A 25,097-nucleotide genomic window follows, 5' to 3' on the forward strand; every position below is an offset into this window, starting at 1 on the left:
CGCTAACTCTCATGGGCAGTATAGGAGTTTTTATATGACACAACAGAAAAAATCCGAATCAAGATTGGTTAAAGATCAGTTATCCCAATGGCATGAGCTCACTAAAGAGTTAGGGAAAGGCGGGCAAGGAGTCGTATATCGAACTTCAGATCCTGAAATATTGGTTAAGATGCCGCTTAAAAACCACAAGGAAATTACAGATAAAGCAGAGGTGAAACAGTTTCAAGAGCAAATTGAGAGCCTATACTTGTTGCCACTAAATAATGATATGCACATTACCAGGCCTCTTTATCTGCTTGAAGAGCGAGCTGGCTATGTGATGCAGATGATGCAAGATATGCAGCCAATAGGTGACTGGTTGCCACAAAAAATTAGCAATCTAGCTAAAAAGGAACAAAGCAAGTATAAGCCACCAGTTTGGCTTAATAAAGATGTTGCTTTAGAAACGGCCTATCCGCTAGCTATGTATGCCAAAAATGGCGGTACTAAGCGAAGGCTGGAACTACTGGCTCAGGCGACTATCGAGTTATTAAGGTTGCACAGTGTCGGGGTGGTATTTATGGATGTGTCTCCAGATAATATTTACTGCTCAATGGCACCAGAACACAGTGAAGTGTGGATGATTGATGCCGATAATCTGCGCTTTGAGGTGGTAAATGCTAAGTCAGGTGTCATAACACCACAATATGGTGCACCAGAAGTCGTTAAAGGTGAAGATGGCGCTAGGGTTGTGAGTGATGCTTATTCGTTGTCGCTTTTAGCATTTAAAATGTTAACTATGTCAGGTGCTTTTGATGGGCAGCGCTTTGTTGATGCCCAAGATGATGAAGACGACTGGGCAGCGGATGATTCTGAAAATGAAGATGCAAGTCTAGAGGTTCAAGCAGAGCAAGGTAGGCTTCCGTTTATATTTGATGCTGAAGATGATAGTAATCGCAAAGCTGCTAACGGGCTTCCCTCTCATTTGGTTTTAACACCTTCACTACTAGGTTTCTTTCAAAAAATGTTTGGTGAAGGACGCACCGCGCCTTGGCAGCGTCCTAGTCTTCATTCACTGCCACGTTTGTTAGCCAGTGCAGCTGATAGTTCTATCCAGTGTCGCTGCGGGATGAGCTATTATTACCAGCATTCAAACCCTGAACAGTCCTGCCCTTATTGTAATCATCAATACCAAAAGCTTTTAGTGGTCAATAGTTATTTTTGCACATCTGAGGGTGCAAGCGAAATGGCATGGACTTGGGTTTCACCTTTTATTGATGGTCAAGACCTACGACTACCAAGACGATTATCAGGCTGTTTTGATATTGATAATCATAATGCTCCAATGCTTGAAATTAATCAGGTTGAGCAAGATTGGTTTATGTATGTATCAGCAGAAGATATACGAGTAGATGTGACAGATAATAGTGGGCATTTTCGTCCCTTAATCAGTCAGTGGTTACTTGAGAGGCAACAGCTTGAGGAAGGTGTGCAGTTATACTTGCATGCTCCTTACTCCATAGTTATCGAGATTAAGGTTTATAAAAACAATGCGATTTAAACAACTGAATATTGAAATAAGCCATACTTTCTGGATAGAGCCACTCGATAGTAAAGGACTGATTTTTAAACAGGGGAACTTAGGTCAGCTACGTTTGAGTTCACGTACGGGTAAATTACAGCTAATTATTAATGGCAAGCTGTTTACTATTACCTTGCGTGAGCCTGCAATATTTAATGATATAGCACTTGGGTTTGACCGCGCTAATGCAAACCTTGTTGAAATAACCCGTGTGCATGAGCAAAGGGATTGGCCGCAAGATAATATACAGCTTGAGTTGGCGCTTGCCTCGTTTAATGGTCCTGAAATTGAACTAGGTCCAATTGATATTGCTCTAGATCCGAGAACATTGGAGCAGGCACAAGCTGCAAATCTAGGTAAGAACTTCGATGCCATCAAAGTGGCACTTGAGCATAGTTGTAGTTTAAGTTTGTCTGACGAGCCAGATCAACAGTATGCAATTGCCATATTGGGAGAAGGAGCGCTAGATCAGCTTAAACGTATAGAGCAAAATGAAAGTGATACCACTTCAGTTAATGAAGCTATGCAGCGAAAGATTAAAAATGGCTTGGTTTTGCTGGGTGATAACTTGCAATTAGCCATACAGCAATATTCTGCAGTTGAGTTTGATTACCTAGGGATACGTAAGCTAGTAACTCGCTCTCATACTGCGCCCACTCGTACGCTTCGTTTAGTTAAATTGCAGCTAAGTTTTAGCGAACAGCAACAAAAAATAGCTTCCTTAGCTTCTCAGCAGCTGAAAAATATTATTGCAGATCAAAAAGGTTATTTATCTACATGGGATCGTTATGGTCAATCAGAAGGTGAGCAACTGCTAAAGCGTGCCAGAGCAATTGGTCGTATTGAGGTAGCTCCTGAAGAGTGTGAGATTTACGGTGAGTCTGGTAGTCAGCTGGCTATCTACGTTAAAAAGGATTTACGCGAGTTACTAACAACACAAGATTCATTATTAATGGTTAGCCCTGAAATGCTAATTCCCCACCTTGAAGATAATGAGATGGATTGGCAGGCGTTTAGCACTCAGATGCTGGAAGATTATAAGACAAAAAAGGGCTTTGATAGCGGTCTTTCAAGTTGGGAGCAACAGCCTAGCTTAGAGAATGAAGACGCTAATCTTCAAGAAAAATCAGCACCAGTAGGTAATGATCTTACTCAGATTTTAAAAATAATTAAGGTCGAGCAGCATCGAATTTTAGTTGAGGGAGCTGATTTACCTTCGGATAATATGGTAATTGTACAGTCTATTATGGGGGATCAAGTACAAATTGAGCGACGAATGGCTGCCCGCAATGCGATTATTGAAGGTAAAAGTGCGATGCCTCATCTTGGGTTGCTGATAGAGGAGAGTGCTGTATTACCTAGTGGGCGTACTCAGCGTCCCGATATAAAGCCATTATCAAGCTTTGTTGAAGCAAAAATATTCCCTGAAAATCCGCCAACCGACATTCAAAAAAAAGCGATTAAGATTGCCTTAAATACTCCTGATATCACTATCATTCAAGGACCTCCAGGAACGGGGAAAACGACCGTGATCACCGCCATTATTGAGCGCCTTAATCAGGAGCAGGATAAGAGTAAATCAGTGCAGGGTGATATTTTAGTTTCTGGTTATCAACATGATGCGGTACAAAACTTGATAGACCGCTTATCCGTTAATGATTTACCAGCGATAAAGTTTGGGCGGCGCTCAGGTGAAGAAGATCAAAGTAGCTCAACTGACATCAAACTAGATGAATGGCGCCAGGAAACAGTAAAAAAAGTTTACCAGCATGCACCAGACTTAAAAGAGAGTATTGCTTATTTACAGCTCGAACGTGATGCCATAGCATATGCAGCAATGCCAAGCGATAGTGGAGCCTTACGTCTAGTTAACAAAGCAAAAGCGCTGTTAACAGGTATACCAAGTAGCGATGAGATAATAGTCTTGCTACAGGTTCTGAGGAGTGATTTAGGTAATCAGCAATTGGGTGAGCACGACGGTATACTTCTTTTGCGCTCATTACGCCTATCAAAAGCTGCATTTATGGATGATGGTGTCAATAGAGCTGCAGCGTTGATGGCTTGGCTTGAAGCGCAAGATATATTTATAGAAGATGTGTATTCAAAGACATTACAACAAGCGATGACTTGGCGCTTAGGAAAGGAGTTAGATTTCTTATCACAGTTAAAACAAGTAAAACAGCAACTATTAAAGCAGTTCACGCCACGTCCTCAGCTCAAACGAGCCTTAGCGAGAGAGGACATCAAGCTAGCAATACAAAAATCAATCACTTTATTGCAAGATAGTAGTCGCCATGCTACTAAAGATAGAGTGCTAATTGAGTATCTTGGTGATTTAGAAGGTAACTCGCACTTAGTGCAAGAAGCTTTAGCAGAATACAATTTAGTATATGGTGCTACAACAGGGCAATCTGAAGGTAAAATAATTCGCCGTTTCAAATCAAGAAGTGGTGATGGTAAAGGCTATTTGCAGTATAGCACCGTGATTGTTGATGAAGCTGCTCGAGCTAGCCCACGAGATTTAATGATTCCTATGGTACAAGCAAAAGATCGTATCATCTTAGTTGGCGACCACCGTCAACTGCCTCATATTGTTGACGAATCATTGTTAGAGCAAATGGAACAAGATTTTGAGGATGTAGAATGGCAAGGTGGGAGAGAGCAGTTTGATCAGCATATTAAAGAAAGCATGTTCCAATATTTGTTCAATCGTGCTAAACAGTTGGAGCAACAAGATGGCAAGCCTAGAACTATCACGTTAGATGCACAATATCGTAGCCACCCTTTATTAGGACAGTTTGCCAGCGATCAATTTTACGAGCCTTATGGAGAAGGGTATAAATCGCCTTTGCCGGCAAGTCATTTCTCACAAAAGCTTGAAGGAATTGAAGATAAAGCAGCTGTGTGGATAGATGTACCATCAATGCTTGGAGATGAAGCTCGTAGCGATACAAAAAGCCGATTTAGAAAAGCAGAGGCGGAGCTAATTGCAAAACAGTTGAAGCAATGGATAGATAGTGAACAAGGAGCGAATCTCAGTTTTGGTATAATTTCTTTTTATAAAGAACAGGTTAACAAGGTTATGGAAGCACTTGCTAAATACCAAATTACTGAACAAGACGAGCAAGGAAACTATGTTATTGCAAGGAGTTATCAAATGCTCTTTGACAGTAAAGGGAAGGCTGTAGAGGAGCGCATTCGTATTGGTACCGTTGATTCATTTCAAGGTATGGAATTCGATGTGGTGTTTTTATCGATGGTGCGTTCTCAACCACAAAGTTCAAGATTTTTCCAAGAGCGTAATTTCTTAGCTAAGGAACAGCAGCAAGTATTTGGTCACCTCATGTCCAAGAATCGCCTATGTGTATCTGTGACGCGCCAAAAAAAGGTGTTGGTTCTTGTAGGCGATAGTCAGCTTATTCAAGCTTCTATTGCAAAACAGGCGGTGCCTGAATTACAAGCGTTTTATGAACTGTGCAAAGGGGATTCTCAGGGGATATTAATTACATGAGCTTACGTCAATCTAAAGTATTTAAAGTGCTGCACCAACCACATTCTATTGTTCGATATCATCCTAAAGTAACCCAAGATATCTTATGGCCGTGTTTACGCTTTGCGATCTCTTTACAGGCTAAAGCAGACCAAGACTTAAATATTTTTGAGAACACACTGTTGCGCTTATTAGGTGAGGGAGGAAGTAATCTTGAGCAACTAAGCAAGCAGATGGGACTTACAAATGAGGAAGGCGAACGTTCCAGCCTTGCAGAGTTCTTGATTCTTAAATTACAGCAACTAGATTTGATCACTGATAGACTCAGATTAACCCATGAAGGTGAGCAAGTGCTTGATAAAATAAATAGCACTCAAACGCAGGTAATAGGCGCCACCGTGTACTTTGATTTAATCAATGATTGCTGGTTACCAGTGATTAGCCGTGGCGAGCTAAAGCCAATTAATGCTGAACAAACACCTGATGGATTTATTGAGTTTTTTCAAGGAAGTGTCGGTAATGCTAAACAGATAAAAGCATTACCATTGTTGAGTGAAAGAGATTCTAAAAAGGTACCAGATGAACGTGATGTCATTAATATTATTAAGCGTTCCCGACAGCAAAATAAAAAGCTAAAAACCTATTCAGATAGTAGCAGTAACGATGGTCTTGTAACCAGCAGCGGGACTATTTCAATTAATCCAGATGCTGAATTAGTCTATCTACATTGCTATGCGTTTATGGTTGCAGGTGTAGATAAATTTTATGTAAGTGATGGTTTCTACTCAACCACCCAAGAGCGATTTACCAGAGGGTTTAATAATCGGAGAAACCGTGATAGTAATTCATCAGTAAAGGCAGCATATGAAAGCTTGGATCGAAAAGGCCGAAGAAATCATCAGCTTCAAGGTATGCAAGAATCAAAATCATTGAGTAGCCTTTACCGAGCATTGACAGAGAAAAAAGTAAAAAATGCTATCGAGCAATCTGAATACGAGAACAATCTTTCATCCTTTATTAGCAAAAGTTATCACGAAATCGAACAGATATTGGCTGAATGTTATGCATTTTCTAAACTTAATAGTTGTATTGATGAGCTAGCCGCTGATCAGCAGCGTAATGCTGACTTGGCATTAAAAATAGCATCAAAATTAGGATTTGAGGTTGAAGGTGGCAAGCTTGTTAATAACCTACTTAAGGTAAATAAGGGTAGTATTGTTCACCTTAAGGCAGAGCAGCCTGTCATGTCGCCATTGTTACTTTGTCATTTAGTTGCCGCACGAAGTGATGACCAGCAGCCGATGGCTAAGTTAGCTATGGAATACCCTGAACTGCTAAGTGATATTGCTAAATTGCGTCGTTGGCGAAACCCTATCGATCATGGCGATGTTGCTAGTATTAGCAATGAGATCGGCTTTAAACAAGTTGAATTTATCAATCTATTAGTAGAGCGAGTGCGTGAAATTTTGTCTGTTTGGTTAAAGCATAATAAAAATCGGATACCAGAGAAAAATGTTCCCAACTGGTATAAAGATGATATCCGTAGAGAAGCTAGCCATAAGCTAGATAGCTATTTTGGGTTAATGCGCAGTCGAATGAGCGAGCATGTCTATCAGGGATTGTTTAATGCATTACTATTTGCCAGTTTAGACGATGCTAGAGACAGAACCAATGCGCTTGCCGGTGCATTGCAACATGCACTTTATCAGGCCTGTCAGTCACTTGATGCATATGAAGCAAAAGACATTGAGCATGCAAAACGCCAGTTAGCGAGCTTAGGCGCAGAACAGATTATCAAGAGTAACTTGCACAAAGTTCAGCAAGCGATTAATGGCATAAATGCGAGCCTTGGAGCAAACTTCATTGCTTTTTGGGTGCAAATTACTGATCAACAGCAAAAAGAGTTTTGGCCTGCTGAAGAATTTGTTAAAGCAGTTGATAGGCTAGATAAGATAAGAGGCCATTCTGGACCAATACTAGATCAGCATGAAAGCTTGAACGAAATCGAGAAAACGGTATTTAAACTAATTAAGCGTTTGATGGAGCAATATTGTGGATAATAAGCAACAAGATGAAGAATTTAAAATGGAAAATACTGAACTCCAATTTCGGGAGCAGAGCCTTCTAAAGCAAGCGAATGCGTTGAAAAAAGAAGAGTTTGAGTTAAAAGAAAAACAGCAGCAACTAAATAACCAACAGCAGTTTTTGCAGCAGCGTGAACAGAGTTTGGCTAAAGATAGAGAGTCTCTTAATGCCTATAGCCTTGAACTTGAAACTCGCCAACAGAAGCAAGAGCGTCGGCAGCTAGAAATAGAACAAGGCTTACCAGCTTTGCGAGATGAGATGTTTGCAGAGCGTGAACAGCTTCTTGTAGAAGACCGCCAAAAGCTTAAAGCACAGCGTGCTGAACTCGTTAATCAAGAGCATAAACTGCAAGTTGAGCGTGAACTGCTTTATCAAGTACAAGAAACTGCTGATGGTGATTTTGTAGAGCAGCGAGCTGATTTACAGCGAGAGCTACAGCAGAGACGTTCAGAAGCTAACAATAAGTTAAACCAAGAAATTCAACAACAGCGCGAAAAATACTTCGAAGAGCTTGAAGCAGAAGTACGGCAGCACCGAGATGATCTTAAAAAACGTGAGCAGGAGTTAAAGCAGGAGAAGGTTACATTAACAAGCGATCAGAATAATGTTATGTTTCAGCAGAGTGAGAACAAACAATTGCAGGCTTCACTAGAACAGATAATAGCTGAACGCATTAAAACAAAAGAAGAAGAGTTCGAACAGACTCATCAACAGTTTAAAGAGGATAAACAACGTCTTTTAGATCGTATCAAGCATCAGGATAAGTTGAACAGCTCATACGATGAACTTGAAAAAATGCTGGGTAACCGTTTGCCAGAAGAAGTATTACGCGATCTTACGGCTAAGAACGAAGAGCTTATAGTATTGCGTGAAGAACTTAAGCGCCCAAGTCAAGAGTTAGAAGAGTATTACGATAATCACCGTGCTGAAATCACAAAACTAGAGCAAGATAATCAGCAATTACAAGGTGAAAAACGTGAGCTTCAAAGTAAGTTGGATACTCAAGAGCAACTGGAGTATGACCAAGAGCGTCTGCAAAGTAAGCTTAATAGTCTTGATGTTAATTATAAGGCAGTTTTAGCTGATAATAATAAACTACAAGAAACCCTAGAGCGGTTAAGACCAGCTTATAACACCCCTGAAAGTCTTGAAAAACGTATTAAAAATATTAAACGTCCTTACATTCAAGAGTTTGTGCCACGCCGACAGGAAGTAACTATAAATGAGCTAGATTGGCTTGAAGCTATACGTTCAGGTATTGACAACCATGGCCTGCAATTCTCTCATCGTATTTTGTGTGCTTTCCATACGGCATTAAAAATTGCTGAATGGTCTCCTTTAACCGTATTAGCAGGTGTGAGTGGCACAGGGAAATCTGAGCTACCCAAACTTTATAGCCGTTTTGGTGGTATTAACTTCATCAACGTACCCGTACAGCCAAACTGGGACTCTCAAGACTCCATGCTGGGTTACTTTAACTCAATCAGTAATAGTTATGAAGCGCAACCAATGCTTAATTTTCTTGTGCAGAGTCGTGAGAAACTAGTAACGGATAGTGAGAATCCTAAAGATAATTATAACGGTCTGGATGATACCGTGAGCTTAGTATTGCTTGATGAAATGAACCTTGCTCATGTAGAGCTTTACTTTGCAGACTTCTTGAGTAAGCTAGAGCAGCGTCGTGGTGCTAAAAATAGTGAGCTACCTCACATAGATATTAACTTGGGTTCTGATATTGACCCTTATAAATTATCACTAGGGCGTAACTTACTGTTTGCTGGCACTATGAACCAAGATGAAACGACTAAGTCCTTGTCAGACAAGGTAATTGATCGTGGCACATCAATATTCTTCCCGCGCCCAGAATCTTTGCATCGTCGAGAAAAACTTAAAGCATTACCACAGCAGGCACATTTGTTAAAAATGACTACTTGGTGGCAATGGGTTAATACGCAAAGTAGTTTATCAGTTGATATTATAAAACCTTATAAGCAATTAATTGAAGATATTAATGAATGTTTAGGTGCTGATGGTAAAGCGCTAGGACACCGTGTTTGGCAGTCCATTGAATACTATATGGTTAATCATCCGTTAGTGATGGGTCTAGATGCAGATAATTCTCCTGATGAGTATAAAGAGGCGCTTAAGTTTGCCTTTGAAGATCAGCTAGTACAGAAAGTAATGCCTAAGCTGCGTGGAATCGAGACACGCGGGTATGCCAAAGAGCATTGCTTGGACCCTATTCGTGCGCTTTTAACTAAAGAGAAGCTAGATATCCTTGATGATTTTGATAAAGCAATGCGTATTGGTCATGGTCAGTTTAGTTGGGTAAGTGCTGATTACTTGAATAATAAACAAAGTAATGAGCGCTATGAGAATTTATTTAAGCTAGCCTCGGTTAAAAAATCCGACATAAATCCTGAGTCATCAACAGTGTTAGACCAAGCAGCTGCTTCAGAAGAAAATTTACTGGCGAAACCTGAGGCTGTATCGCAGTCGATTATAAATCCTGAGTCATCAGCAGTGTTAAACCAAGCAGCTGCTTCAGAAGAGAATTTACTGGAGAAACCTGAGGCTGTATCGCAGCCTACTCAGTCCAATGTGACATCGTCCAGATTAGAAGGCCTGATTTCGATGTTCGGAACGCGTAGGTAGGGAATCAAAATGATTGATGTTGCAAATGAGCAGTTGAACTATTTTGGACAGCTTTATCGCCGCTATCAGGATGCAGAACCCATAGCGCAGCAGCTATTGCAATTGCAGCACTGCTACCTAATTAATCTAGACTTTGATCCGCTCACAGGTGAGGCACTACCACAACGAATGAGCCATTGGTTAGGTCAAGATATTAGAGAGTCTGAAAAAGATAACTTACAAGACCGTTTTACCTATCTTATTGATCACTGTGCTAATGCTATTAGTAGTATTTTGATAATGCCTCGGCAAACTATCATTCGGGTTCATGAGATGACCCCGGTTTACCTAGCCCAGCGTTTGGATAGTCGCTCGGTACAGTGGCTTAGTCGCAAACCAGGTAATAATCTGCGAGAAAAATTGGCGGCTAATCCGCATATTTTGGCTGCTACGCGCAAGATGAGCTTCGATACTCTTGAAAATCGCTTATTAAAGGCTTTCTTAATCCGCGTTCAAGGCCTTCTTTTAGATCGCCAAGAAGCTAGTATAAAATTAACTGAGCGGCAAGAAGGTCTCATTGACTCAATACAAAAAACTTTACGACAAGAAGAGTTTGTTGCAATTAAGCCATGGCAGCACATGCCACCCAATAATGTGTTATTGCAAGATAAACAATATCGCAAAGTTTGGCGGGCATGGCAGCTACTAAATCGCTTGGAAGATGATTGTGAGCATCAACAAAAAAACGGCGTTGCTTCTGGGTTTGCTATCTTTGGTGAGATTCTTAAACAGCTAGCAGCCACAGAGCGCTGTTTACTGTTAGACCAAGCTTGGCAATTCAAGCTCGATTATTTGTCAGTGAGCTCTGCTATTGAAAATACTGAGGAGCTCGTTCCAGTTGAAGTCATAGCTATTGATCTTGGTAATGGCGAAAAAAGTGGTAAAGCACAAATAACCCCACAGGCTAAATTGCTATTATCACTATCGGCCGAAGGCAATATTAGAATCCAACGGCAAGTATCGTCAGGACAAATACAAGACTGGCAGCTTGATTTTCAGCAGACAGATGGTCTTATTGAGGTAAAACTAGGCTCTAGCTCTAAGAGTTGTGATCAAGATGAAAATTGGTATCGAGCGATGCCAGAAGGTTTTTCCGACTTAGCCGAATGGCTTGTTAGCGAATTGCTACCCGGTAATAATAGACTAAGACGACCGGCAGAACCGCTGGTTAAGACGTCTGATGACTTTGTATCACTAATATTTGAGGGAGCTAGTTGTAAGTTACAAACGAATGAAGCAGCTGCGTGCTGGATAGAGCCTAAGTTTCTTGATGCATCAGGGTTAGATTTTAGTCAGAGCCACTCTTTGTCAACTGATGAAAGAATATTTAGTATTAGAGAGCTTGCTCAGGTAACGGGCGATAGCCACACTCGGCGCTTAGGTGGCTTTGTAGAGTTATTAGCGAGTCATGTGCGAGCAGCTCAGGGAATGCACTATTTGGTGAGTGATCACCATAGTGATTTTGAAACCAGTGATTTACGTCGAGAAATGAACCGCAGCTTTAATAATGCCGTGCCGCTACCGAAAAGTATTGCAGCAGTCTATGCCACACTGGAGAAAAAACAGTTTAAGCGTAATGATCTTATTATGGTTGTTAGCTCAGATCTTGACGGTATTTATTCAACACCTGTTTATTACTGTTGGGGTGAAAATCCAGGTGAAGAGTATCTTGAAAGGCATCCGTCAATCAAGCTTTCTGATCAAGGAGAGGAGCAATTATTACAGCAAGCCCTAGTTAATTCAGGGTTACCCGATGATATAGCGAAGCGATTTATTGAGCTCTACAGCTATAGTGAAATAGTATCAAGTAAGGCGCAGTTAGTGCTACATGATGGTGAGCACTGGTATCGTGTACCTACTGGACTCAAAGTTGCGAATGTTGATATTAGTGATGCATTGTTTAAAGAAACCTACGCATTACAGAATAAAGAGGAAAAAACTTATTTCCTTTCGGTTTCAGCAGCAGTCAAACAACAAAAGGGTGTTAAGCCTACACAGTGGCTGGCTAGTGACCCGCTTTCAGGGTCACAAAGTTTATTAGAGAAGCAGTATAAGCAACCACATAAGGTTTTTTGGAAGGATCATTTACCACAGTTGATGACTCGTTTACCGATTCAAGGTATTGAAAAGGCTTTATATTTTGTTAATAGACAAACTTCAGTAAAGCCTGAACGTGGAATTCCAGTAGATATACCTATTAGTACACGTTTTACCTTGCCAAGTGAGCAAGAGGAAATACGCTTTACTATTTACCAAGGTAAAGATAGTCATCAACAAGTATTCTCACTGTTGTTGTCGCTAAGGAAACCGCTTAAAACTGACTGTACTTGCAAACTGACGTTGACCTATACCTACGGTGATGAACAACCTTATAAGTTGCGCTTTGAACCTGCTGATATAGACAATCAACCTTTCAATTATCTTTATGCGCAATGGGGTAAAAAACAGGATGATATTGCTAATCGAATCGTTGCAATTCCTGCATTTCCTGAGCGTTTAGTATTCGAAAAGTTACGTGAATATCCGGGGGTTAAAGGCCCAACCAATATTATTGAATGGGTTGAGCGTAATTTAGATCAGCTCGATGACATTTATCATTTTATAATGTTCGGTCGTAGTGATAAACGCTTTAATTTTACTTATGAAGATATCGAGTGGGCTAATAATAGAAATTTTGGTTATTATTCTTCGCATCCTAGCTATGAGAGCATCAAGGTATATCTTAGTGATTTTAATGGATTTGATATTGTAAATGAAAATTATTTTTCAGGCAATCTTCGTAAAAATAAGAATGATGAGTTCGTTTTAACAAATATTGGCGTTCAGGGAGAACTTACAGAGCTCGAGCTTAAAAGTGTGACTAAGAGCTGGCGTTTCCCAATGCTTACTTTTAGTGATCAAGGCCGGTGCTTTATTGATGAGGATATACCAACATACTTCGCGAAAAAAGGTAAACAAGCCATAAAGCAGGCACAAGAGTTACTAACACTTCAAGGTATCAATAAAACGCTTGAAAGAGAGCTTAAGCTATTTTTAAATTATTGCCATAAGCTAATGCCCAAACCTGCAGCAGATAATCTATTGCAAGCGTCAACTGATAAACAGTTGCTTCGTTATGAGGATACAAGATTTAAGTACGCTTTGGGTGATGTAAGTCAGCCATGGCAGCAACAATTACTTCTACAGATATTAGAGCCTATTGATGACTCTGGTGGTACACGAGCTGTTACTCTCGAGATTCTCTCAGTAGCTATGTGGCGTGATCAGTTAGTTATTCATCAACTAACAGTAGATCAAGTAACAGCTCTTACTAAACGCCTCAATGAGCATTTGTTAGATGAGATTAAAGGGCTCAAAAAAGAAGATAAGTTCTTTAAATGGAACTCGTTTATCTTACGCTTAGAACTACTGCTTGCGCTATTACGTACACGTGAAAGTTTAGACCCAGCAATCAGTTCACTTTTTGCTCTTGATAGCAGTTTAACCAAACAGTTATTAGGTACGGTAGAGAAAATCACAGACGAACAAGGTAAAGCACTTGCTCATCAGCTCCAACAATCAAGAGTAGTAGCCCGGGTTAAGTTAGCTGTAAATAAGCCAGACAGTTACTACCGAACTCCTGATTTGCTTTATGCATTGAAATTATACCTTTCTGGGGACGATGGGGCAGATCAAATCACTATTACCGAGTTGGTTAATAATGCTTAATGCTTGTTAATCATAATTTTAAGGGATTGCTATGAGCACCATTGTAGAAAGCAAGCAGCTAGATAAGTTACTGGCAGCACTTGATAGCCCCGCCGACCAAATGGCTATAGCAAAACGATTGCAGTCAGGTGATGCTTTACAGGCCAACGATTATCATTTTTTTCAGATCAATAGCTTAAGTCATATTACGGACGAGTCTAGCCGTGAAGTCTTGGAAAATGTCTACAGTTGTATCCGTTATCCTGGAGCAAGCGTGGTTTATATGCTTAAAGGAGATATAAATGGTGTTGAGCTTTATTTAGGGGTGGCGCGTAACTATTTATATCCTAAGCCTGATATTACTATATCAGATATTTCAAAAAATATACTAAAACCTAGCTTTGAAGGTAACTTTCGAGGGAGTGATGTAAGTCAGCCTGCAGTCAATGGTGGTGAGCTAATTAATCAGCTACAGGGCTACCGACATGTAGGTGTATTACAGGGAACTGTAGGTGATCAAGTTCAAGGAGAAAATGCTTTTTTTCAGGGGGTTGATCGGCTGGTCAATGTAATGACTGGCGGTGAATTTTGTCTTGTGATTACGGCTGCCTGTGTTGCATCGCAAGATATAATGACGCTGGAGCAATGGCTGCATCGCGGCTATGAATTGCTTGCTCCCCTTGCTCGTATTTCACTTCAGCATGGGAAAACTACTGGAAGCGCTCAATCATGGGGTAGTAATAAAGGGCAAAGTAGAGGAACAAGCGTTTCTGAGAATACAGGTTCTTCCAATGGTAAAAATGTAGGTACAACAAGATCAACCAGTAAACGAGACAGCTCAGATACTGGAACCGAAGGCACTTCAACCTCAACATCTAAAGGCAGATCAGACGGCGAAAGTGAGTCGACTAGCTATGGGACTAACTATGGTGCTTCACTAAATCAGGGCGAAACTCTGAATATTTCTGCAGAACATCATAATCGGCAAGCACAACAATGGTTGAGCTACTTAGACGAGGTGTTGCTACCCAGAGTTGATTACGGTCGCAGCCGTGGTGGCTTTATATGTACTATTACGTTATTGGCAAATAGCCAGCATACGCTACTAAGGCTTGGTGATGTGACCCGCTCAATATTTAGCGGCAATGTAGGTAATCAATATCCGTTGCAGATGCTAAATATATCGTCATTACCAGAATGGGTTCGAAGTGTTAAAAATCTACAGATCCCAGTTATTACACGACAGTCTAATAATGAGCAAGTTTTGAATATCTTTGATAGCCTGAAGTCACGGGTTAATCTAAACGGAAAAGTGCTGATGGGCGCTTATGTCACTCCTAAGGAGTTAAGCTTAGTAGCAGGACTACCTCAGGAAGAGGTGGTTGGCATAGAGCTTAATGAGCAGTTGACCTTTGGCTTAAACCCACCAAAAGTATCTGTAGTTGATAGCTTACCATTAGGTAGTCTAGTTCAGGATGGTCGGGTGCTAAAGCACAAAAAGGTTAATCTTAATCGTCGTGATCTAAACATGCATGTATTTGTTACTGGTGTTACAGGTAGTGGTAAAACGACAACCTGTCATCATCTGCTACATGAAAGTATGCTGCCTTTTCTGGTTATTGAGCCAGCAAAGACTGAATATCGTATGCTGCTCGATAAATATGATGATTTATTGATATTAACACCAGGTCGTGACGATTTAGCACCACTAAAATTAAACCCGTTAGAAATGATGCCAGGTGAGAGTATTTCAAGTCGTGTAGATATAATCAAGGCGAGCTTCTTAGCATCATTTGATATGGAGGCAGCTATTCCACAAGTGTTGGAAGCTGCCGTTTATCGTTGCTATGAGAAAATGGGTTGGGATATTAATACTTCAACGCATCCATTGTATGATAATCCGTTCGCTCCTGGCTGCTATCCATTTCCAATCCTACGAGATTTGCTTGAAGCCACAGAACTTGTTGTAAAAGAACAAGGGTTTGATGAGCGTTTGCGTCAGGATTACATCGGATCCATTAAAGCTCGTTTACAGGGATTGTTAGTGGGTGCCAAAGGGCAAATATTTAATACATTACGTTCTATCGATTTTAGAGAATTGATAAAGCGGCCAGTGGTGATTGAGCTTGAAGAGATTCGTAATGGTGCGGAAAAATCATTGTTGATCGCTTTCATTATGACCAACGTTATACAAGCACTAAAGAATGAGCACCGTAAAAACCCTGGTTTCCGTCACCTAACACTTATCGAGGAAGCTCACCACCTACTCACTAAAGCCGATCCGTCAACAAGTAATAATCGTAGGCAAGCGATTGAAATGTTTAGCGATATGCTGGCAGAAGTACGAAAGTATGGTGAAGGTTTAATCATTGTAGATCAAATACCTAATAAGTTGACTCCTGAAGTACTTAAGAATACAAATACTAAAATCGTTCATAAGTTGTTCGCTGAAGACGATAAGGTAGCCATAGGTAATACTATGGCGTTGGAATCAGTGCAGCAGCAGCATTTATCCAGATTAGCAACAGGACAGGCCGTAGTCTTTAGTCAAGGCTGGAAAAAATCGTTGCTTATTAAGGTGGAGACTAACCGCCAAACACAGTCCGATATCCCACTAGATATTATTGAACCCAAAATTCGCGAACGTGCATGGCAGTTTTATCAATTACCAAGTAATCTTCACTTGCTACCATTACAGGCTCAACAATTAACAACATCGATAGAGCAGTGGCAAGAAAGACTGTCTTTTAGTTCAGATACTAGGCTTTTGAGTGCTTACTCCAAATATATGGATGAGCGAAGTGATGCCAACCAACGTGATTTGATATCATTATTAAAGAAAGCTGTTGATCGTGTAGGCGCTACGTCAATAGTAATTGAACATCTTGTTCATCACTTATATTTGCCTTCTCAAGATGAGCCGCTAACTCTGTGGCGGGAGAAGTTACAAGCTTGCTATCAGTCATTATATGAAAAGGATCATGCTAAAATTGTCTGTAAAGAAAACCTTCATACCATTACAAGGAGAAAATATTAATGTTGGGATTTATAGGTGCTGGTATTTCAGCTTTATCTGGCGGATTAGGAGCTATAGGGGCAGCTGTAGGTTCTATTTGTGCTGCAGTAGGTGGGGCTGTTATACCTACTGGCCGAATTATGATCGATGCTATAAGCCGTGGTTTTCCAATGGCTTTAAAAGTTTGTGATATTGCTTTTACAGTTGGCAAGGCGCTTGGTTTATTTGCTCCAGACCAAAATGAGTGTGATATGTATGAGCTAGGTATGCGCACTGAGCACGCAGTTGAAGAAGGTATAACGTCGGAGCAATTTGATAGCAATCAGGCGTATATAGATCACTTACGTGAGAAAATAACACTCAGCAAAGAAACTATTGAAAAACTGGATAATCTTTCAGATATTGATAAGCTGAAGTATGCAAGTATCGGTAGTGCTATGACTATCGCAACCATTAAAGAAAAGTATGAAATAGATATTCCAGAGTCATTCTGGCTGGCAGGCGCTGATCTTAGTATTGAGCCACGACACTTTAAGCCAATGCTTGATATATTTGAACGCGCGCAACTAAATCCTGACCTTGATGGTTTTCAAAAAGGAGAGTTAACTTCTGAGTTGCAGCGGAAGATTTATGATTTGATTGATGATAATCTAAGTGACTTGCTTAGCAAAGAAACGCTTGATAAGCTTCTTTCTTAATGGTTGATTGAGTAAAACAATAATATAAATAGTTCTGTATAACCCTGTAGTGGTCAACTAATTTAGGACACCTACAACCTAAACGTACTTTGTCTAACATCTTTCCGACTACTTAGGACAACTCAAATTGAACGCTATTCGCCCCATGAATCACTATCACTCCTTTGATGCAATCGCTCACGCCACCAGACTACATCAAGCAGGACTGAATGACGAACTGCGAGTATATGTTGATAAGCTATTAGATAAAGGCATTGATGACATCAAGCCTTGGCTTAGTCAACTGTTACTGAGGTCGGCGGACTACGATGAGGATAGCCTACCTGCTAGTGTGTATAAGCGCTCTGAAGGGTGGCTTGCCTATTTTCAAGGAAAGTATGTAGAGGCGCACACGCATTTTCAAAACAGTATTAACACCTTAGACTGGCAGCACTATGCTTACGATGCCGCACTAGGAATAGTAAAAGTCTACACTCGTAGTGGACATTGGCAAGCAGCTCAGCAGTGGGCGCTATATTATCTTTCAGTAGCACGCGCATTACGTGATGACTTTGGATTGACCAAAGGCTATGGCGCTTTAGCAGAAATCTACTTGCGTGGTAATCAGCCGCAGGCAGCACTGGCTTGCTTTCAATTATCCAATCAGCTTATGCCACTAGGTCAAGGTCAGCTAGACAAGCAATATAATTTCATCGCATCAGCACTTATGCGTAATGGTGAGGGAATGCGTGCTGAAACGTTACTGCGTAATAGCATCAAGATGTCGACAGATAAGCTGGGTATTAATCCTGAAGATCTATCTGCCAAAATCAGCTATCTACACAGCTGGTCACGACTCAGCTACTTATATCTTGAGCGCGAGCAGGACTTGCAGCTACCAGAGACAGCTAAAGTATTATTGAACGAGCTGTCACATCCTGCGCTTTGTGTGCCCGTTGGATTTATACTATCGGCGCTTGCTATTCAAGCGATAAAAGCCGGACAAGATGATAGCGCAGCAGATTACTTGTCATCGTCACTATCAGTATTTAGCCATTCATCTGCTATGGAGTATCAGTGGGTCTCACGACTCATCGATGGCTTAGCAGGTTGTATAAGCTCAGATTTTACACGTCATTTAAATTGTCAAGTACTACTAGATATTCAACCGCTAAACGCACCTGTTATAGATATTGTGGTCGATAAAATGTGGGCGAATATTGCCTTGAGCAATGTAGGGTATCAACCACTAGAAACCTCTCAAGAGTCACTTGAAGCACTAACCCAAATGTGGAAGCTGTTTTTTATATAAAACGTACTAACAAATGTTAAAATCAATCAAAAAATTGAGATAAAAATAATCTAAATAATAAGTGGTTTAAGTAACAAGTAAGCTAAATAATAACTAACTAATAATAAGATGAGTGGCATTATGCAAATGATTAAATCGAATGATGAAGCACGCACAGTGATTGTTACTGGTGCCGCAGGCGGCATGGGTCGAGAGTGCTGTCGTTACTTTTGTCAGCTTGGCTGGCATGTATTGGCAGTTGATCATAACAAACAGCGACTCGAGAGCTTATCTATTTTTACAGATATCAAAGTATTGTGCATAGAATTAGAGGATATCAAACTAGTTGCTGCTGTAAATGAGATATTAGATGGTATGCCCCCATTGTGGGGTCTTGTCAATTTGGCAGGTATCTCTAAAGGCGACAGTATCGAGAATTTAAGTGAAGCAGACTGGCAGATGTCCTTTGATGTCAATGTCACCGCACCGTTTCGACTGATCCAAGGCGTCTATAATCGGATGCATCAAGACTCGCAAGGCGGTAGCATAATCAACGTCTCGTCTCCAGTTGGTTATATTGGCGCGAGAAAACCAAGTTATTCGGCGAGCAAAGCAGCAATGCATGGCTTAACTACCAGCTGCGCAAGAAATTTAGGTCAATACAATATTCGAGTCAATCTACTACTACCCGGTACTACCATCACAGAAATGACTTCTGACTGGAGCGCCGAGCGTCAACAGTCTATTGCCGATCAGAGCTTGCTTAAGCGCTTATGTACGCCTCAAGAGATAGCAGAGGGTATTGCGTTTTTACTCAGTGAACATAGTCGCTACATGACTGGAAGTATCTTAGACATGACTTGTGGCAGCATGTGGGGACATTAATTATGACGCAGACTGCTATCAGTTCTACTACTCTAAAGATACGCTGTGTACTATTTGGACTTGGCAATCAAGCTCATGAACATCTTGATGCCTCTCTAGATCATCCAGATATTGAAATCATCGCTGGCATTGATTCTGATATTGAACAGTGGTACAAAATTCAGGCAGATTATCCGACAGCACAACTACAATTATTTGAAACCTTACCTAATTTGCTTGCGTCTGATATAGCGTTCGATGCTTTTATTTTGGCGTTACCGCATCATGCTTATGAGTTTATCTGGACAGATATATTGCGCTGTAATAAGCCTATTTTAAAAGAAAAGCCACTTGGTCGTAATTATCAAGAGGCGAGAGCTTTTATGCAGCAGGCAAGCACAGTAAAATGCGGACTGATGACTGCCATACAGCGTCGTACGCATCCAAGCTATGTGCATCTTGCCCAATATCTAAACGATCATAAGCTAATTCCTGATGAAGTTCATACCCATCTGCATTTGGGCAAAGGGCGGGTCGATCATGCAGAGTCTTTCAATTTAGGTTGGCGTGGTGACCGTATTATATCAGGTGGTGGCGCATTGCTAGATGCTGGCTACCATATGATTGACTTGCTGATGTATCTGATTGGCGACTTTGATGTGGTCGCTGCTACTATGTGGCATGATGATAGAGTCGATGATGGGATAGAAAATGAAGATCGTAGCTGGCTGATGGCACGCTCACAGCATACGTGGATAGGTGTAGATATTTGGGTAAAAGGTGAGTTAGATAATCAGGGCGGCTATCAAAAGTCTGAACGTATAGTACTGAAGTGTGGCAATCAGCAAATCTGCGCCAATAGAGAAGGGGTTTGGGTAGATGATAAGCAGGTATATGACACCTCTCGCGAATGGCAGCAAGCAATGGTGCAGCAGTTGACCGACTTCGCCTTACGCATACGTATTAACCGTTGGGATGATAATGTCATATGGGATCAGCTGCCTATTATGCTCAAGATAGAGCAGGCATACGCATTATCTATTCGTTATTAATAGTGCTCGAGGTAGGTTCTAAATTAAAATGTGCTTAGTGCTAAATAACTAGGATAGTAATAATCAGCAAAGTAAAGTTTATAAGCTGGTCTTGACCACTCGCCTTATTTCATATTCTTCAAGCCTCGCATCAAGACTAGACAGCTGCTCCGCTGTCAGCTCAATCCCTCGTAGATGTTCTGGAATATATAGGCTCAGATGCAGATAGCTTACGCCATACTGAGCCAAGTCCGCTACTATATTGATCGGTAATGACCCCACAACGACATCGCCTGCCGACAGATCATTGTAATTCTCTAAATGCGTTAGATGCTGATCGTAGTGATGTCCCATATGTTGCATCCACTCAACCGCACCTTGATGACGACTCACCAAATACACTCTCATATCCTCTCCTACCCATTTATCAATAAAACTAATCCTGACAGGCGCTGACCTATGCTGTCAAATCTGTAGACATTAACTTGGGAGGTTTTAGTTATGCAGTCTGACGATAAAAGTCAAACCACATCTGTCTTGGCGTTCTATGGCCTAAACCCTTTCGAATCCTAGTCTGGTTGTAATTTAGTTCAATATATTTAGTGATATCGCTAATAGCTTTGAATCTTGTTTTATAGTCTTGGTGATACACTAGCTCATTCTTTAAGACGCCCCAGAAGCTCTCTATGGGAGCGTTATCAAAGCAGTTGCCATGCTTAGACATTGAACCTTTCAATTTATGCTTCTTAATGATTTTTCGATACTCATAACTACAGTACTGACTACCTCTGTCAGAATGTAAAATCAACCCTTGGCTAGGTCGTTTATTCTTGATGGCCATATTGAGTGCACAGCAAAATAAATCTGCGGTCATACGCTTGCCTGTGGCGTAGCCGACCGGCTCTTTAGTGTAGATGTCTTTAACATCTGCCAAGTATAGCCAACCCTCGTTTGTCCATATATAACTAATATCACTGACCCAAGCTTCGTTAGGACGATTGGCATCAAATTTCTGATAGAGCAAGTTCGAATAAATCAGCTTATTATGTTTGGAGTTGATGGTGACTTTAAAGCGCTTATGACGACGGCATTTGATGCCATACTCTTCTTTGATACGTCTAACCATATATTTACTGATGGCATAACCTTGACCTGTAAGATAAGCATACTGTAGTGGCATAATTAAATTGGACAGCTTATAAGGTTATACTAACCCAAAGAAGGAAAATAGTATGACCAACAAACGCAATCAATATACCCGAGAGTTCAAATTAGAAGCCATCAGTTTAGTCGTTGATCACAAACGTAAAATACCTGATGTGGCAAGCTCATTAGGTATTGGCAAATCTACCCTGCAGAAATGGCTGAGTCAGTATCGACAAGAAATAGAGGGTTAAGCACCTAAAACTGGCAATGCCTTAACCGATGAACAGCGCGAGCTTCAAGAGCTGCGTAAACAGGTTAAGCGGCTGGCTATGGAGCGCGACATCTTAAAAAAGGCTTCTGCTCTGCTGGCCTTGGACAGTCTGAACGGCTATCGTTGATCAGCCAGCTTGCAGAGCAAGACAAGCGTGTCAGTAAAAGTAAGCTGTGCAAGCTATTTGGCGTGATGAAAAGCAGTTACTACTATGGACTAAAGCCCGAGTCAATTAGCCTTGACACTGTCAAAACCAAAGCCTTAATCCGCCAAATATTTAACGACTCGAAGCGCTCAGCAGGGGCTCGTAGCATTGCCGCTATATTAATGAATGAGCATGGCATCAAGCTGACACGCTATATGGTAGGTAAGCTTATGAGCAGCATGGGGCTTAAAAGCTGTCAATTGAAGACGCATAAATACAAGCACGCTGATGAAGAACACAAAGCTCATAACAACATACTGAACCGTAACTTTAGCCGCCCATCGCCCAACCAAGTCTGGACGGGCGATGTCACCTATATTCGTATTAAAGGCGGTTGGTGCTATTTAGCGGTGGTGTTAGATTTGTATGCTCGGCGTATAGTGGGCTTTGCCGTGTCAGATTCGCCTGACAGTATGCTGACAACCAAAGCGCTGCAGATGGCATATCAGACGCGCTTACAGCCAATTGGAGTGCTGTTTCACTCCGCTCAAGGAACCCATTACACCAGTAAGACATTCACTGAATCCTTAGCAAGTTGTAATGGCATGATACAAAGTATGAGCCGTCGCGGAAACTGTTGGGATAATGCTCCAACCGAACGATTCTTTAGAAGCTTTAAAACAGAATGGATGCCAAAGGGCGGTTATGAGGATATCACTGAGGCTAAAAGCGCCATTATTGATTATATCTGGGGCTATTATCAAACCGTGAGACCGCATACTTTCAACAATTATTTAACACCAGCTGAAAAAGAGAGACGTTACTTTAATAAAAACCTCTTACTAATTGTCCTAAATTAGTTGACCACTACACTACGGTTTCTTAAGCATAGCTCAGTTTTGTTAAAGCCTCGTTTCTCTTTTTCAGCTGTCGATAAATAGGCATCAGCTAACTGACGTTACTATGTGTATCTGAAGTAATCATTTGGACTATAATATATAATCAGCTGACTATTTATTAGTCATGATATCTTCCTTATGTAGTCGCTAAGTTACTGAGTTTATCACTACGGTCTTTTTAGCATAGTTTATATAAAGTGAAGATACTAAATTGCTACTAGATGATTTAAGTAATGATTTATGAGATAAATACTTGAATGCCGTAGCTAAGTTATTTAATGATTAGCAAAGCATATTTCTTTAGAGTATTACATTAAATATAGTTAAATTTTAGTAAAAATTTTTATAATTGATAAGGAAGGTTAATATATGAAACTTACTGGGCATCTACTCTACCTTGATATTACACAGATATGTGGAATAGGATGCGCATTTTGCATGTATGCAGATAAGCATAAAAACGGTAAAAATATGGAGCTAACCGATAATGCGAAAAATAATTTACGAGTTTTAATTAACTCACCAGATGTCAAGCGAATCTCAATAAGTGGTGAAGGAGAGCCATTGAATAACGTAAGTGTATTTCATGAGATTCTCAAGCTATCAGAAGGTGGTAAATCATTTGAATTTATTACAAGTGGATTTTTTCCTCATAAATTACTTGAGGAATTTTATATTAAAACAAACGATATTGTGAAGAATAATGGAGATACATGTAATATCCGTCTGAGTTCAGATTATTATCATATAGAAAAAATTGTACATAAGCCGCATGCATTTAGTCTTGAGTACTGGTTAAAAAACAACCCTAGCAATTTGACACTATCATTTAGGTCAATTGATATAGATCGAGGTTTTACTAGAGGATATTTGTTAGATGGATTGAAGAACCTATCGATTAAAAGTGAGATAAAGGAACAAGGGATATTAGAAGATCAGTTAATTATTGATAATAAATATTTTGGAATTGATTATAAAAATCTGGTAAAGCCAACCCACGTGGCAACATCTGAATATTTAAATATTTATGGTTATATTGATGCTATTGAGGAAAAGACAGGTAAGAAATTTACACTTGGAAGCATAAATAAGTATCCTCTTAATAATGGAATGGATATTACAGTAAAGCCGAGTGGCGATGTGCATTTTTATGGAATAGAAAATATTGAGATAGGAAATATTAATCACGATATAATCTCATGGAAGCACTTACAAAAATTTGCTGATGATACGCCGTTAATAAAAACTTTGTATACTATGCCATTTTTAGACTTGATCGAAAAAATTAAAGATAATGACTTTGCAATGAAGCTAATTGAGCAAGCTAATAATCCTTACTGGGTTGTCAAAGAGATTGCACAGCATGATGACTTTATAGAACGGATGATTGCATCTTGATAGACTCACACGCACATACACATTATTCTAAACATGCGGTTGGGAGTGTCAATGAATTAGTGGAAGCAGCAATAGTTAAGGGAGTGAAAATATTAACTATTACGGATCACGCACCATTTTATGTTGACTCAAAAAATCGCTTACTTGAAACTGAGCTTAATCAATATTTTGAAGATATAAATAGAGCTAAAGAGATATATGATGATGACATAATGATTTTGACTGGACTTGAATTAGACTTCATGCCTGAATCTTATTCTTATTTAGAGAAAATGCTTTCTCAGCTTGAATTAGATTTTATAATAGGTTCTATCCACTATATTCCTATAAAAAATGAAACAGTAAGAGTTTGGGATCTTCCTCATTTAAACGAAACTAAGGTTTTGAACAGTTATTTCTCAGCATTAAGACAGCTTATTGAAAGTAAATTATTTGATGTAGTTGGCCATCCAGATACTATTCTGAGGAGTGTTTCAGAAGATGTTTATTGGAGATACATAGAACCTCTGTTACCACTTTTTAAGAAAAATAACATAGGGTATGAGTTAAATACATCAGGGCTTAGAAAATCTTCTTTTGATATAGAGTTAGGTCAAAAAACTTATGATAAGTGGTCTTACCCTTCAAAATTAGTTGTAGCTGAGCTCATTAAACTCAGTACTACATTTACAATTGGCTCTGATGCCCATGATCCTGTTGATGTAGGAAAAGGTTTACAAGAAATAATAAGTGAGCTTATACCTATTGGTCTAAAAAATATTAGTTATTTCAAGTCTAGACAACGCATAGATGTTGAGGTCGCTTAAGTAGTTAATAGTTTAATTTGAATATTAAGAGGCTTA

General features: G+C 40.1%; 14 protein-coding genes and 2 pseudogenes. 14 read left to right on the forward strand and 2 right to left on the reverse strand.

The features are described from left to right. Window positions 1-34: 34 nt before the first annotated feature. The 10 genes from H2245_RS10110 to H2245_RS10155 all read left to right on the forward strand — a co-directional run bounded on the left by H2245_RS10110 (window position 35) and on the right by H2245_RS10155 (window position 20,417). Complete coding sequence (locus H2245_RS10110) at window positions 35-1,540, forward strand: protein kinase domain-containing protein (protein WP_182407274.1); 1,506 nt, start codon at window positions 35-37, stop codon at window positions 1,538-1,540. Further along, complete coding sequence (locus tag H2245_RS10115; protein WP_182407275.1) at window positions 1,530-5,072, forward strand: ATP-binding protein; 3,543 nt, start codon at window positions 1,530-1,532, stop codon at window positions 5,070-5,072. The genes H2245_RS10110 and H2245_RS10115 overlap by 11 nt, the downstream gene beginning before the upstream one ends. Further along, a complete protein-coding gene (locus tag H2245_RS10120) occupies window positions 5,069-7,111 on the forward strand; it encodes a hypothetical protein (RefSeq protein WP_182407276.1) in 2,043 nt (680 codons plus the stop codon). The genes H2245_RS10115 and H2245_RS10120 overlap by 4 nt, the downstream gene beginning before the upstream one ends. Next, entirely contained in the window at window positions 7,104-9,791 is a 2,688-nt protein-coding gene (locus H2245_RS10125) for a hypothetical protein (RefSeq protein WP_220464424.1), read from the forward strand. The genes H2245_RS10120 and H2245_RS10125 overlap by 8 nt, the downstream gene beginning before the upstream one ends. 9 nt (window positions 9,792-9,800) lie before the next feature. Then, the gene (locus tag H2245_RS10130; protein WP_182407277.1) at window positions 9,801-13,538 is read left to right on the forward strand and encodes a DUF2357 domain-containing protein; all 3,738 of its coding nucleotides are present in this window, start codon (window positions 9,801-9,803) and stop codon (window positions 13,536-13,538) included. Between the two features lie 31 nt (window positions 13,539-13,569). Next, the gene (locus tag H2245_RS10135) at window positions 13,570-16,554 is read left to right on the forward strand and encodes an ATP-binding protein (protein ID WP_182407278.1); all 2,985 of its coding nucleotides are present in this window, start codon (window positions 13,570-13,572) and stop codon (window positions 16,552-16,554) included. Continuing rightward, the gene (locus tag H2245_RS10140) at window positions 16,554-17,231 is read left to right on the forward strand and encodes a hypothetical protein (protein ID WP_182407279.1); all 678 of its coding nucleotides are present in this window, start codon (window positions 16,554-16,556) and stop codon (window positions 17,229-17,231) included. The genes H2245_RS10135 and H2245_RS10140 overlap by 1 nt, the downstream gene beginning before the upstream one ends. A 127-nt stretch (window positions 17,232-17,358) precedes the next feature. Then, complete coding sequence (locus H2245_RS10145; RefSeq protein WP_182407280.1) at window positions 17,359-18,522, forward strand: hypothetical protein; 1,164 nt, start codon at window positions 17,359-17,361, stop codon at window positions 18,520-18,522. Between the two features lie 120 nt (window positions 18,523-18,642). Then, window positions 18,643-19,386: an SDR family NAD(P)-dependent oxidoreductase gene (locus H2245_RS10150; protein ID WP_182407281.1), complete on the forward strand. Its 744-nt coding sequence runs from the start codon at window positions 18,643-18,645 to the stop codon at window positions 19,384-19,386. Window positions 19,387-19,388: 2 nt separating this feature from the next. Then, on the forward strand, window positions 19,389-20,417 hold the full coding sequence (locus tag H2245_RS10155) for a Gfo/Idh/MocA family protein (RefSeq protein ID WP_182407282.1): 1,029 nt from the start codon (window positions 19,389-19,391) through the stop codon (window positions 20,415-20,417). Window positions 20,418-20,495: 78 nt separating this feature from the next. Here the strand turns inward: H2245_RS10155 and csx16 are convergent, their stop codons facing one another. Continuing rightward, window positions 20,496-20,804: a CRISPR-associated protein Csx16 gene (csx16, locus tag H2245_RS10160; RefSeq protein WP_182407283.1), complete on the reverse strand. Its 309-nt coding sequence runs from the start codon at window positions 20,802-20,804 to the stop codon at window positions 20,496-20,498. Window positions 20,805-20,895: 91 nt separating this feature from the next. After that, window positions 20,896-21,564 (reverse strand): annotated as a pseudogene (locus tag H2245_RS10165) (IS3 family transposase); the annotation flags it as partial. A gap of 64 nt (window positions 21,565-21,628) precedes the next feature. Between H2245_RS10165 and H2245_RS10170 the strand changes: the two are divergent. The 4 genes and pseudogenes from H2245_RS10170 to H2245_RS10185 all read left to right on the forward strand — a co-directional run bounded on the left by H2245_RS10170 (window position 21,629) and on the right by H2245_RS10185 (window position 25,061). After that, window positions 21,629-21,793, forward strand: a complete 165-nt coding sequence (locus tag H2245_RS10170; protein ID WP_182407284.1) for a transposase — start codon at window positions 21,629-21,631, stop codon at window positions 21,791-21,793. A gap of 104 nt (window positions 21,794-21,897) precedes the next feature. Continuing rightward, window positions 21,898-22,818 (forward strand): annotated as a pseudogene (locus H2245_RS10175) (IS3 family transposase); the annotation flags it as partial. A gap of 408 nt (window positions 22,819-23,226) precedes the next feature. Next, on the forward strand, window positions 23,227-24,255 hold the full coding sequence (locus H2245_RS10180; RefSeq protein WP_182407285.1) for a radical SAM protein: 1,029 nt from the start codon (window positions 23,227-23,229) through the stop codon (window positions 24,253-24,255). Next, on the forward strand, window positions 24,252-25,061 hold the full coding sequence (locus H2245_RS10185) for a histidinol-phosphatase (RefSeq protein WP_182407286.1): 810 nt from the start codon (window positions 24,252-24,254) through the stop codon (window positions 25,059-25,061). Before H2245_RS10180 ends, H2245_RS10185 begins: the two co-directional genes overlap by 4 nt. Window positions 25,062-25,097 lie beyond the last annotated feature (36 nt).

Source organism: Psychrobacter sp. GP33 (assembly GCF_014119005.1).
Taxonomy (GTDB): domain Bacteria; phylum Pseudomonadota; class Gammaproteobacteria; order Pseudomonadales; family Moraxellaceae; genus Psychrobacter.